The 12,963-nt window shown below is 73.2% G+C and carries 9 protein-coding genes; 5 read left to right on the top strand and 4 right to left on the bottom strand.

The features are described from left to right. Nucleotides 1–145: 145 nt before the first annotated feature. Nucleotides 146–1,333 (bottom strand): trypsin-like serine peptidase, encoded by a 1,188-nt coding sequence (locus ACF053_RS21560; protein WP_391955387.1) that lies wholly within the window; start codon nt 1,331–1,333, stop codon nt 146–148. A gap of 432 nt (nt 1,334–1,765) precedes the next feature. Between ACF053_RS21560 and ACF053_RS21555 the strand changes: the two genes are divergently transcribed. Both ACF053_RS21555 and ACF053_RS21550 read left to right on the top strand, forming a co-directional pair. Then, nucleotides 1,766–3,130: an aminotransferase class III-fold pyridoxal phosphate-dependent enzyme gene (locus ACF053_RS21555; RefSeq protein ID WP_391955386.1), complete on the top strand. Its 1,365-nt coding sequence runs from the start codon at nt 1,766–1,768 to the stop codon at nt 3,128–3,130. A 221-nt stretch (nt 3,131–3,351) separates the two neighbouring features. Then, nucleotides 3,352–5,319, top strand: a complete 1,968-nt coding sequence (locus ACF053_RS21550) for an ATP-dependent DNA helicase (RefSeq protein WP_391955385.1) — start codon at nt 3,352–3,354, stop codon at nt 5,317–5,319. 294 nt (nt 5,320–5,613) lie between these two features. Here the strand turns inward: ACF053_RS21550 and lexA are convergent, their stop codons facing one another. Further along, nucleotides 5,614–6,414, bottom strand: a complete 801-nt coding sequence (gene lexA / locus ACF053_RS21545; RefSeq protein WP_058943266.1) for a transcriptional repressor LexA — start codon at nt 6,412–6,414, stop codon at nt 5,614–5,616. Between the two features lie 691 nt (nt 6,415–7,105). Between lexA and nrdR the strand changes: the two genes are divergently transcribed. Beyond that, nucleotides 7,106–7,618, top strand: coding sequence for a transcriptional regulator NrdR (gene nrdR, locus ACF053_RS21540; RefSeq protein ID WP_391955384.1), 513 nt, complete (start codon nt 7,106–7,108; stop codon nt 7,616–7,618). A 153-nt stretch (nt 7,619–7,771) separates the two neighbouring features. Continuing rightward, a complete protein-coding gene (locus ACF053_RS21535; protein WP_391955383.1) occupies nt 7,772–10,651 on the top strand; it encodes a vitamin B12-dependent ribonucleotide reductase in 2,880 nt (959 codons plus the stop codon). 197 nt (nt 10,652–10,848) lie between these two features. On the opposite strand, the gene ACF053_RS21530 is transcribed toward ACF053_RS21535, so the two are convergent. Next, nucleotides 10,849–11,376 (bottom strand): TerD family protein, encoded by a 528-nt coding sequence (locus tag ACF053_RS21530; protein WP_391955382.1) that lies wholly within the window; start codon nt 11,374–11,376, stop codon nt 10,849–10,851. Nucleotides 11,377–11,612: 236 nt separating this feature from the next. Here ACF053_RS21530 and ACF053_RS21525 point away from each other — a divergent pair, with 236 nt between their 5' ends. Beyond that, entirely contained in the window at nt 11,613–12,218 is a 606-nt protein-coding gene (locus ACF053_RS21525) for a YdbC family protein (RefSeq protein WP_391955381.1), read from the top strand. Between the two features lie 12 nt (nt 12,219–12,230). Here ACF053_RS21525 and ACF053_RS21520 read toward each other — a convergent pair whose 3' ends face one another. Next, nucleotides 12,231–12,869 (bottom strand): TetR/AcrR family transcriptional regulator, encoded by a 639-nt coding sequence (locus ACF053_RS21520; RefSeq protein WP_391955380.1) that lies wholly within the window; start codon nt 12,867–12,869, stop codon nt 12,231–12,233. Nucleotides 12,870–12,963 lie beyond the last annotated feature (94 nt).

Below are 12,963 nucleotides of genomic sequence, written 5' to 3'. Positions count from 1 at the left end.
CGCCCCCCCGGGGGGGGGGGGGGCCGGGGGGGGGGGGGGGGCCGGGGCCCCCCCCCCCCCCCCCCCCCGGGGCCCCGCCGGGGGGGGGGGGGGCCCGGGGGGGGCCCCCGCCGCTCCGCGCGCCGGCAACGGCGGGCGCGCGCGCCTACCGGCCGGCGAACTTCTCGCTGACCGCGGTGTAGACGCCCTTCGCCTCCGCGCCGAGCCGCGGCCCGGCCAGCCAGCCCGCCGTCACCGGACCGATCGACGTGTTCGAGACGAGCGCCGGCTCACCGTTGCCGCCGGTGGCCACCCAGCCACCGCCCGACGACCCACCGGTCATGCTGCACCCGATGCGGTACATCGTCGGCTGCCCGGCCTTCAGCGACAGCCGGCCCGGCTTGTCCGCGCACCGGTAGAGCTTCTCCCCGTCGTACGGCGGCGCCGCCGGGTACCCGGTCGCCTCCATCTCCGCGATCCCCGCCACCGCGGGCGCCGCGAAGTCGACCGGCAGCGCCGAACCGACCGTCTCCTCCAGCGACTTGCCGCCGCTGCCCTTCTCCGGCGTCACGTGGACGACCGCGAAGTCGTACGGCGCCCCCTGGCCGCCCACCGGGGCGCCCTGGTCGATCCACTGCTCCGAGGTCTGCGCCCAGTCACCCCACCACACGCCGTAGGGGGCGACGTCCTCACGGGTCGCCGCCTCCAACCGGTCCGTCGACAGGCCCTTGTCGTTGTACGAGGGGACGAACGCGATGTTCCGGTACCAGCCGCCGTTCTTGCCCGCGTGGACGCAGTGGCCCGCCGTCCACACGAGGTTCGACTTGCCCGGGTGCGCCGGGTCCTTCACGACGGTCGCCGAGCACACCATCGAGCCCTTCGGCCCGTCGAAGAGGAGCTTGCCCGCCTCCGGCGCACTGCCGTGGTACGGCGTGCCGACCCGCGTGGCCTCGACGCGCCGGGGCGTCGGGTCCGTGACGCCCTCGTCACCGGAGACGTCGCCGTCGTCGACCGGACGGTCCGGCTCCTCCGCCTCGCGCATGCGGTCCGGGTCCCACAGGTCCTCGATGATCGGGTTGACGAAGTCCTGCGCCTCGCGCAGCCACTTGTCCTTGTCCCAGTTCCGCCACTCGCCGCCGCGCCACTTGTCCAGGTCGATCCCGTGCTCCTTGAGCCGGCCCTTCAGGTCCTCCGGGATGGTTATCTTCCCGGCCCCGGCCCCGTCCGGGGTCTGGGCCGCCGAGGCGCTCGGCGAGCCGCCCGGCGCGTCCTCGCCCGGGCCGCAGCCCGTGGCGGTCAGCGCCAGCGCGGCCGCGACGGCGGCCGGGACGAGCAACGGACGAAACGATCGCATGAGTGATCCCCCTGGGACTTCGTGACCGGGCGCTCCGGCGGAAACGCCGCCTCCCGGACGCGGTACTGACCGACGCCGGCACACCGGGCCGGTGCCCTGTCCTCGGGCGCCGCGGTGCGGCCCCCACTATGCCGGTGCCGAGGGGGACGGCGTGCGGCAGGTCCGCGGTTCCCCGGCGCGAGGATCTTCGACCTGCCCGTGATCGCCCGCAGATGTCGTCGTTGGTACGTGCGGAGCACCACGCGCGCGGACCTCGCGAGCGGGGACTCACGACGGGCGTGCCCGGCGCCGGGCGAACGCGGGACGCACGGGCGACGTACCGATGGGCGGCACGGGTACGCAGCCCACCGCACGCACCTCGGTCCCCGCGCACGGGCCGTACGCACCCGCACGCCCACCACCAGCCTTCGCCACCGGGAGGACAGCAGAGACGTGGCCGCGACCGAACCGGCCCCGGCGGGGCCGACCGCCGGGCACGAGGGGATCATGCGCCGCCAGGCGCTGCGCGAACCCGCCGCCCGCACCTACGCCCGCTCCCTGCCGGTCGTCCCGGTACGGGCCCGCGGGGTCACCATCGAGGGCGCCGACGGCCGCCGCTACCTGGACTGCACGTCCGGCGCCGGCACCCTCGTCCTCGGCCACAACCACCCGGTCGTCCTGGAAGCGATCAAGCGGGTCATCGACTCCGGGGCGCCCCTGGACGTCCACGGCCTCGCCACCCCGGTCCGGGACGCCTTCACCACCGAACTGTTCGCCACCCTGCCGGCCGCGCTCGCCGCCGACGCCCGCGTCCGGTTCTGCGGGCCCGCCCCCGGGGACGCCGTAGCCGCCGCGCTCGCGCTGGCGCGCACGGCCACCGGCCGCTCCCGGGTGCTCGCCTGCGCCGGCGACGGACCCCACGCCCCGGCCGCGCCCGGCCGGCCGGCCGTAACGGGGCCGGACGGCGACCTACCGGTCACCTGGCTGCCGTACCCGCGCGACGGGCGCCGCCCGCTCGACGGTGGCGACGGGACACCGCACGGCCCGCACGGCCCGCGGGGCGCGGACGGCGCGGACGGCGGGATCGCCACGTCGGCGGCCGTCATCGTCGAACCGGTCCGGGGCGCCCGGGACGTGGTGCCCGCGCCGGACGACTGGCTGCGGCGGGTGCGCGGGCTCACCGCGGCGGCGTCCGTTCCGCTGATCGCCGACGAGACGCTGACGGGACTCGGCCGCACCGGCTCGTTCTGGGCGGTCGGACACAGCGGTGTCGTCCCCGACGTGATGGTCATGCCGGAGGCCCTCGGCGCCTCGCTCCCGCTGTCCGTGATCGTCTACCGGGCGGGCCTCGACCGCGACGGGCCGGACCGCCCCGGCGGCGCCCCGCGCGGCAACCAGCTCGCCATGGCCGCGGGGACCGCCACCCTCGCGTTCGTCCGGGGGAACCGGCTCGCCGAACGCGCCGCCGTCCTCGGCGCGCGACTCCTCGCCGACCTGCGGGAGCTGGCGGCCGCCCACCCCTGCGTGGCCGGCGTGCGGGGCCGCGGCCTCATGATCGGGGTGGAACTGGCCGTCCCGTCCCCTACCGGCGACGTGCCGCCGCGCGCGACGGCCCCGTTCCTGCGCACCGCCGCCGACCGCGCGGAGGCCGTACGGCGGGAGTGTCTGGACCGGGGCCTCATCGTGACCACCGGCGGGCCCGCCTCCGGTGTCGTACGGCTGCTGCCGCCGCTGACGCTCACCGACGGGCAGGCAGCCGCCGTCCTCGACCGCTTCGCCGACGCCGTCGCCGCCACCGAGCGGACACAGCCCCCCTGAGCCCGTCTCGAACCCGCCCCGGCGGGGCCGCACCCGCTGCCCACCGAGCCCGCCGGCTTCCCCCTCCGACACCCGGTGTCCATCGCGCGGCGCAGGTCACCCGTACGAGTGGGGAGCGGTCCGGCCCGGGGACGACCGCCCCCGCTCGTCGGCCGGAAGCGGACGGCGGGGCACGGCGACGGGAACCGACTGTCGGTGTGGCCCCTTAGGGTGGACGGGCTATGACGAAGCCATCCCTCCCCGAGCTCCTCCACGCCGCCGTCGCCGCCGTCGGCGGCGCGGAAAGGCCAGGCCAGGTCACCATGGCCGAGGCCGTCGGCCAGGCCATCGACGACGGTACGCACCTGCTCGTCCAGGCCGGCACCGGCACGGGCAAGTCCCTCGGCTACCTGGTGCCCGCCCTGGCCCACGGCGACCGGGTCGTGGTGGCGACGGCCACGCTCGCCCTCCAGCGGCAGCTCGTCGAGCGGGACCTGCCCCGCACGGTCGAGGCGCTGCACCCGCTGCTGCGCCGGCGCCCGGAGTTCGCGATGCTCAAGGGCCGCTCCAACTACCTGTGCCTCCACCGGCTGCACGAGGGCGTCCCGCAGGACGACGAGGAGGGGCTCTTCGACCCCTTCGAGGCGGCGGCCCCCACCAGCAAGCTCGGGCAGGACCTCATGCGCCTGCGTGACTGGTCCGACGAGACGGAGACGGGCGACCGCGACGACCTGACGCCGGGCGTCTCCGACCGCGCCTGGGGGCAGGTCTCGGTCACCTCGCGGGAGTGCCTCGGGGCGACGAAGTGCGCGTACGGCGCCGAGTGCTTCGCCGAGGCGGCCCGCGAGCGGGCCAAGCTCGCCGACGTCGTCGTCACCAACCACGCGCTGCTGGCGATCGACGCCATCGAGGGCGCGCCGGTCGTCCCGCAGCACGACGTGCTGATCGTGGACGAGGCCCACGAGCTGGTCTCCCGCGTCACGGGCGTCGCCACCGGCGAGCTCACCCCCGGCCAGGTCAACCGCGCCGTGCGCCGGGCGGCGAAGCTCGTTGACGAGAAGGCCGCCGACCAGCTCCAGACCGCCGCCGAAGGGTTCGAGAAGCTCATGGAGCTGGCCCTGCCCGGCCGGCTCCAGGAGCTGCCCGAAGACCTCGCCTACGCGTTGATGGCCCTGCGGGACGCCGCCCGTGCGGTGATCACCGCCATCGGCAACACCCGCGACCGGTCCGTGCAGGACGAGGACGCCGTCCGCAAGCAGGCCCTCGCCGCCGTGGAGAACGTCCACGCGGTGGCGGAGCGCATCGCGAACGGCTCCGAGTACGACGTGGTCTGGTACGAGCGGCACGACCGGTTCGGCGCGTCCCTGCGGGTGGCCCCGCTGTCCGTGTCCGGGCTGCTGCGCGAGAAGCTCTTCGCCGACCGGTCGGTCGTCCTGACCTCCGCGACGCTCAAGCTCGGCGGCGACTTCAACGGCGTGGGCGCCTCGCTCGGCCTGGCCGCGGAGGGCGTCGAGGGCGAGGACCTGCCGGTCTGGAAGGGCATCGACGTCGGCTCCCCGTTCGACTACCGCAAACAGGGCATCCTCTACGTCGCTCGGCACCTCGCCACCCCGGGCCGCGAGGGCAGCCGGGACGACATGATGGACGAGCTGGCGGAGCTGATCCAGGCGGCCGGGGGCCGTACGCTGGGCCTCTTCTCCTCGATGCGGGCCGCGCAGGCCGCCGCCGAGGAGCTGCGGGGCAGGCTCGACCGGCCGGTGCTGCTCCAGGGCGAGGACACCCTCGGCGAGCTGATCAAGACGTTCGCGGGGGATGCCGCCACCTGCCTCTTCGGCACGCTGTCCCTGTGGCAGGGCGTGGACGTCCCGGGGCCGAACTGCCAGCTGGTGGTGATGGACCGCATCCCGTTCCCGCGGCCGGACGACCCGCTGATGAGCGCCCGGCAGAAGGCCGTGGAGGAGGCCGGCGGCAACGGCTTCATGGCCGTCGCCGCGACGCACGCGGCGCTGCTCATGGCCCAGGGCGCGGGCCGTCTGGTGCGCGCGACGGGGGACCGGGGCGTCGTGGCCGTCCTGGACCCGCGGCTGGCGAACGCCCGGTACGGCAGCTTCCTGCGGGCTTCCCTGCCCGACTTCTGGTACACGACGGACCGCAACCAGGTCCGCCGCTCCCTGGCGGCGATCGACGCGGCGGCGCGGACGGCGGGGTAGGCCGGTTCCGGCCCGGACCGGCGCGCCCGGCCCTTCGGACCGCCCGGTCCGGGTCGTCCGGTCCCGGATGGCGCTCCTGCCTGGGGCCGCCCGGTCCCGGGACCTGTCGGCCCTGGAGGTCGCTCGGTCGGGCCTGGGGTGCTCAGCCCACACGGCTCAGCCGTCCCGCCGCCTCGCCCTGCCCGCTCGTGGACCGGCTCGTCCGTCCGCCCGGCTGCCCGCGGCCCCGTGACACAGCAAGGCCCCGGGACCGGCGCAGAGGTCCCGGGGCCGGTTCGGGCCGGCGGGTGAGCGTCACACCCGTCGCAGAACCGCCACCACCTTGCCGAGGATGGTCGCCTCGTCACCGGGGATGGGTTGGTAGGCGGCGTTGTGCGGGAGCAGCCAGACGTGGCCGTCCTCCCGCTTGAAGCGCTTGACGGTGGCCTCGCCGTCGAGCATGGCGGCCACGATGTCGCCGTTCTCCGCGACGGGCTGGCGGCGGACGGTGACCCAGTCGCCGTCGCAGATCGCGGCCTCGATCATCGAGTCGCCGACGACCTTCAGTACGAAGAGCTCACCGTCGCCGACGAGCTGCCGGGGGAGGGGGAAGACGTCCTCGACGGACTCCTCGGCGAGGATCGGGCCACCGGCGGCGATCCGGCCGACGAGCGGCACGTATGACGCCGCGGGCTTGCCCGTGGTGTCGGCGGGCTGGGTGCTGGGCTGGTCGGAGCCGCGGACCTCGTAGGCGCGGGGCCGGTGCGGGTCCCGCCGCAGGAAGCCCTTCCGCTCCAGCGCCATCAGCTGGTGGGCGACGGAGGACGTGCTGGACAGCCCCACCGCCTGGCCGATCTCACGCATCGACGGTGGGTACCCCCGCCGCTGCACGGAGTCGCGGATCACCTCGATCACGCGCCGCTGGCGGTCCGTGAGGCCCGAGCTGTCGGCGCGGATGCCGGGAGGTCGGCCGGGCAGCGACCGTGCGGGCTTGGGAGGCTCGGGGGTCGCGCTCGCCTCGTTCACGTTCTTCACGGTCATGGCATGCACCGGCTCGAATCGGCCCTGGGAGCGGTCCTGGGCGGTGATGGTGGCGCTGTCTGCGGTGGTGGTCACGTCGGCCCCTCTCGAATGGTCTCCCTGGCTGGCACAACGGTAGTTGCTTTCGAAAGGTTGCGCCAAACACACGTTCGAGTGAAAAAACAAGGAATGGCTTACGTGTGCGTGTGTCCAGGTGTATGTGCGACCTTTTCGGCGCCGTGGCAATTCGGGCCATTACGGTAACCCTCGCCGTCACGCCCAGCGCGCCCGGGGTCGCCACTCCGCCGTTCTCCGGAACATTTCGGAGGCGTCCGCGGGCGCCGGGGCGGCGCGGAGGGGGTGCCCGACGGGGTCACCCTGAGGTTTCCGAGGGGTCTGCGGGAACGGCTCCGAGGCGTCTCGGGGGGACCTCGGGCGACATTCGAAACGTCTGCCGAGGGGGCGTGCGGAGGGGAGCCCGGGGTAGGCGCGCGGTGCGGGAAGTGCGCCCACGGCGGCCTGTCGCGCCCGTGCCCCGACGCTCCCGCGGACCGCCCGTGCCGTAGGCTCTCGGTCGGCCGCAGGCCCGCGGGTGGTGCGACACGCGCCACGGGGCGGATGGGCGCCAGACCCTACATGTAGTGGTTGCATGGTCACAGCCGCCCAGAAGTTGTGGTCCCCGGTCGGTGGGGGGTGCGGCCATCGCCTATGCTGGTGCCTGCTTCGCACGGGTCCGGGAGGACCCGGCGAGGCTGTTCAGTCGTGCTTGTGAAGGAGGGTTGGGACCATGCACTGCCCCTTCTGCAGGCACCCCGACAGCCGCGTCGTCGACAGTCGCACCACCGACGACGGGACGTCCATCCGACGCCGCCGTCAGTGCCCCGACTGCTCCCGCCGCTTCACCACCGTGGAGACCTGCTCCCTCATGGTCGTGAAGCGGAGCGGGGTGACCGAGCCGTTCAGTCGGACCAAGGTCATCAACGGCGTGCGCAAGGCGTGCCAGGGGCGGCCCGTCACCGAGGACGCCCTCGCACAGCTGGGCCAGCGGGTCGAGGAGGCCGTGCGCGCCACCGGCAGCGCCGAGCTCACGACGCACGACGTCGGCCTCGCCATACTCGGCCCGCTGCGGGAGCTCGACCTCGTCGCGTACCTGCGCTTCGCGTCCGTGTACCGGGCGTTCGACACGCTGGAGGACTTCGAGGCCGCCATCGCGGAGCTGCGCGAGCGGCGGCCCTCCGTGGACCAGGGCGGCACCGGTGCGGCCCCCGAGGTCCCGGTGCCCGCCGGCCCCGCCGACTGACCGGCCCGCCGGACCCGGGTCCGGACGCCGGCCGCGCGGCGGCCAATCGACCAACCGGGGCGCTGCCCGCAGCGCCCGCGGCGACAGACAGACACCGTGCCTTGGGAAGATCTGGGCACATCAGGGCGTTTTTGCCCGTATATGGGAGGCGGCATGACAGAGACGACGAGCGGCCCGGCACGAGGCTCCCGAGCCAAGGGGTCCAAGGCGGGCAAGGGCCTGCGCATCGAGCGCATCCACACGACCCCGGGCGTGCACCCGTACGACGAGGTCGTCTGGGAGCGCCGTGACGTCGTCATGACCAACTGGCGTGACGGCTCGGTCAACTTCGAGCAGCGTGGCGTCGAGTTCCCCGACTTCTGGTCGGTGAACGCGGTCAACATCGTCACCAGCAAGTACTTCCGGGGTGCCGTCGGCACCCCGCAGCGCGAGACGGGCCTGAAGCAGCTCATCGACCGCATCGTGAAGACCTACCGCAAGGCCGGTGAGGAGTACAACTACTTCTCGTCCCCCGCCGACGCGGAGATCTTCGAGCACGAGCTCGCCTACGCCCTCCTGCACCAGATCTTCAGCTTCAACTCCCCGGTGTGGTTCAACGTCGGCACGCCGCAGCCCCAGCAGGTCTCCGCCTGCTTCATCCTGTCCGTCGACGACTCCATGGAGTCGATCCTCGACTGGTACAAGGAAGAGGGCATGATCTTCAAGGGCGGTTCCGGCGCCGGCCTGAACCTCTCCCGCATCCGCTCCTCCAAGGAGCTCCTCTCCTCCGGTGGCAACGCCTCCGGCCCCGTCTCCTTCATGCGCGGCGCCGACGCCTCCGCCGGGACGATCAAGTCGGGCGGCGCGACCCGCCGCGCGGCCAAGATGGTGATCCTCGACGTCGACCACCCCGACATCGAGGACTTCATCGAGACGAAGGTCAAGGAGGAGGAGAAGATCCGCGCCCTGCGCGACGCGGGCTTCGACATGGACCTGGGCGGCGACGACATCACGTCCGTCCAGTACCAGAACGCCAACAACTCCGTCCGCGTGAACGACGAGTTCATGAAGGCCGTGGAGACCGGCGGCAAGTTCGGCCTGCGCGCCCGCATGACCGGCGAGGTCATCGAGGAGGTCGACGCCAAGGCGCTCTTCCGCAAGATGGCCCAGGCCGCCTGGGCCTGCGCCGACCCGGGCATCCAGTACGACGACACCATCAACCGCTGGCACACCTGCCCCGAGTCCGGCCGGATCAACGGCTCGAACCCGTGCAGCGAGTACATGCACCTGGACAACACCTCGTGCAACCTCGCCTCGCTGAACCTGATGAAGTTCCTGAAGGACGACGGCAAGGGCAACCAGTCCTTCGAGGTCGAGCGCTTCGCGAAGGTCGTCGAGCTCGTCATCACCGCGATGGACATCTCCATCTGCTTCGCCGACTTCCCCACCCAGAAGATCGGTGAGAACACCCGCGCCTTCCGCCAGCTGGGCATCGGCTACGCCAACCTCGGCGCCCTGCTGATGGCCACCGGCCACGCGTACGACTCCGACGGCGGTCGCGCCCTCGCCGGCGCCATCACCTCGCTGATGACGGGCACCTCCTACCGCCGCTCCGCCGAGCTCGCCGCGGTCGTCGGCCCGTACGACGGCTACGCCCGCAACGCCGGGGCGCACAACCGCGTCATGCAGCAGCACGCCGACGCGAACACCGCCGCCGTCCGCATGGACGACCTCGACTCGCCGATCTGGGCCGCCGCCACGGAGGCCTGGCAGGACGTGATCCGCCTCGGTGAGAAGAACGGCTTCCGCAACGCGCAGGCGTCCGTCATCGCCCCGACCGGCACCATCGGTCTCGCGATGTCCTGCGACACCACCGGCCTCGAGCCCGACCTCGCCCTGGTCAAGTTCAAGAAGTTGGTCGGCGGCGGCTCCATGCAGATCGTCAACGGCACGGTCCCGCAGGCCCTGCGCCGCCTGGGCTACCAGGAGGAGCAGATCGAGGCGATCGTCGCCCACATCGCCGAGCACGGCAACGTGATCGACGCGCCCGGCCTCAAGCAGGAGCACTACGAGGTCTTCGACTGCGCCATGGGCGAGCGTTCCATCTCCGCGATGGGCCACGTCCGCATGATGGCCGCCATCCAGCCCTGGATCTCCGGCGCGCTGTCCAAGACGGTCAACCTCCCCGAGACGGCCACCGTCGAGGACGTCGAGGAGGTCTACTTCGAGGCGTGGAAGATGGGCGTCAAGGCGCTCGCCATCTACCGCGACAACTGCAAGGTGGGCCAGCCCCTCTCCGCCAAGAAGAAGGAGGAGGAGAAGAAGGAGGTCGCGGTCGAGCCGACGAAGGTCGAGAAGGTCGTCGAGTACCGCCCGGTCCGCAAGCGGCTCCCCAAGGGCCGCCCCGGGATCACCACCTCCTTCACGGTGGGCGGTGCCGAGGGGTACATGACCGCCAACTCCTACCCGGACGACGGTCTCGGCGAGGTCTTCCTCAAGATGTCCAAGCAGGGCTCGACCCTCGCGGGCATGATGGACGCCTTCTCCATCGCGGTCTCCGTCGGCCTGCAGTACGGCGTCCCGCTGGAGACGTACGTCTCGAAGTTCACCAACATGCGCTTCGAGCCGGCCGGCATGACGGACGACCCGGACGTGCGGATGGCGCAGTCGATCGTCGACTACATCTTCCGCCGCCTGGCGCTGGACTTCCTGCCCTTCGAGACCCGCTCGGCGCTCGGCATCCACTCCGCCGAGGAGCGTCAGCGGCACCTGGAGACCGGCTCGTACGAGCAGTCCGTCGAGGACGAGGACGTGGACGTCGAGGGACTCGCCCAGTCGGCCCCGCGCCAGCAGGAGGCCCCGAAGGCCGCCCCCAAGGCGGAGCCGGTCGAGCTCCCGGCCCCCAAGCAGGCCCACACCTCGGCCGAACTGGTCGAGATGCAGCTCGGCATCCAGGCCGACGCCCCGCTGTGCTTCTCCTGCGGAACGAAGATGCAGCGCGCCGGTTCCTGCTACATCTGCGAGGGCTGCGGCTCGACCAGCGGCTGCAGCTGAACCGACCGCCCGCGCCGGTGACGGGGTGGGCGTCGGTGGGGCGTGCACGATGACCCGCTGAGGTGGGGAGGTCTCCCGGGAGACCTCCCCACCTCTCGCGTACGGGGGCGGGGCGGGGTGCCGCGGCGCTGCCGGACCGCGCGGCGGGCGCCGATCGCGCCTACCGTCGGCGTCGGGCGCCGATCACGCCGACCCCCTCAGCGGCGGGCGCCCATCACGCGGCTGAAGGACTGCGGATCGGTGTCGAAGCCGTGCAGCAGCCGCCGGTACCGCCAGGTGTCGGCGTCCTCGCGGACGAACTCGGCGATGGTCGCCGCGGTGGCGCCGGCCACGCCCGCGAGGTCGTCGCTGTCCAGCTCCTCGTAGCCCTCCCGCACCAGCACCTTCGTGTTGGGCACGTCCCCGAAGGTCACGGGCCCGCCGCTCTGCTGTATGGCGATGCCCACCACCACGCGCGCGTAGTCGGGCGACAGACGGGTCAGCTCCAGCGTCATCGCCTCGTCGATGCCGAACCCCTGTCCCGTTCGGCTGTCGCGGTTGAGCGTGATCGTGCCGTCCGGCGACCGGTTGTCGAAGTGCACCAGGTACACCGGCTCGCCGTACGGGTCCGCCGTGGGATAGACGGCGGCGATGATGTCGAGGTCGTGTACCGGGCCGCCACCCGTGCTCGGGTCCCATTTGAGGGCCACCTCGACCTTGGCGACGCCCTTGTTCAGCGTGCTCACCCTTTCCCCCTCTCTGTGCCACTGGCACGGGACCGGAGGCAACTCCCCTCCGGCGCCCGCCTGCTGGACCATGGTGTCACGGAGCGTCAGGACCGTCAGCGCGTCCGTGCGGAATGCGCCCCGGGGGGACCGGGCGAGGACCGTTCCCGCGCCGGGTGCTCAGGGCGTGCCCCCGGTGGCGGGGCGGGTTCCGTCGGGCCGGGACCGCCCGGGCCGCCGCGCCGTACGATGGCGCGGTGCTGGTCAAGTGGATTCGCTGCACCGTCGTGGACCGTCGCGGGTTCGAGCGGGGGCAGCGGAAATGGGCGGGGCTGCCGGGGGAACCCGGCTTCCGGGGGCAGGGCGGCGGGTGGAGCCGTCTGCGGCCCGGTGTGGCCCACGTGTTCTCCTTCTGGGAGAGCCGTCCCTTCTACGACTCCTTCATGGCGCGGTCGCACGCCAGACTGGCCGCCGCGCAGGCCGGCACCTTCAAGGACGCACAGGCGAAGCTCTTCGACTACCGCTTCGACGTGAAGACCGGTTTCGAGCCGCGCTTCACCGACGCCGACGTGGTGCGCGTCGCCCACAGCCGGATCCGTGAGGACCGGGTGGAGCACTACGCGCTGATGCAGGAGAAGGTGTGGAACCCGGCGATGGCCGGATCCCCCGGCATGCTGCGGGGGCTGTTCGGCGAGGCGCCGGGCAACGAGTTCCTGGTGCTGTCCATGTGGAAGTCGGCGGCCGAGCACGGCAAGTACCGGACGGAGCGGGTCGAACGGCTCGCCCTGCGCGCGCAGATCGCGGCGGACGTCGTCGCCCTGACGGGGGACGTCGTGGACCTGGAAGCGGCCTGGACGGTCTGACGGGCGTCGTCCTCAGCGGCGCGCGCCGGTGAACACGCCCGCGTGGACGGCCGCGAGGGCCGCCGCGGCCGCCTGGTCGGCGAGTTCCGCGTCGACCGGTTCCCGCGTCACGAAGAGCCGGAGGAACAGCGGGGCGGAGACCGCGCGCACCACCGCGCCCGCGTCCGTGCCGGGCGGTGCCTCGCCGCGTACCACCGCGCGCTCCACCACGGCCTCGCACCGGCCGAACCGTTCCGCGTAGAAGGCGCGCAGGGCGTCCGCCGCGCGCTCCGACTGGAAGGCGGCGGCGACGAACGCGGTGGGCGCGGCGGCGGCCGCCGGGTCGGCGAACGAGTCGCACACCTCCCGGGCGAGGGCCCGCAGGTCACCCGTCAGGGTGCCCGTGTCGGGTGGGGTCCAGCCGTCCTCGCCCGCGAGGTCGAGGGCGTCCGCGACCAGCCCTTCGAGCCCGCCCCACCTGCGGTACAGCGTCGTCTTGTGGACCCCCGACCGCTCGGCGACGAACTCGACGGTGAGGCCCGGGTAGCCGTGTTCGGCCAGACCGGTCAGCACGGCGTCGCGCACCGCCGCGCGGGTCCGCGCCGTGCGGCCGCCGGGACGCCGGGAGCCGGGTCCGGGGTCGGACGGTGACTGCGTCGGGTTCTCGGTCAATTGCCACTCCTGTTGCGTTAGTCAGGGCGAGTGTGCCACACTCGGCTTAACGCGACGAAAGTTGCATTACCGGGGGATCGTTGCCGGTTCCCCC

Source organism: Streptomyces kanasensis, assembly GCF_043077165.1.
Taxonomy (GTDB): domain Bacteria; phylum Actinomycetota; class Actinomycetes; order Streptomycetales; family Streptomycetaceae; genus Streptomyces; species Streptomyces changanensis.
This window is presented reverse-complemented; position numbering and strand designations above follow the sequence as displayed.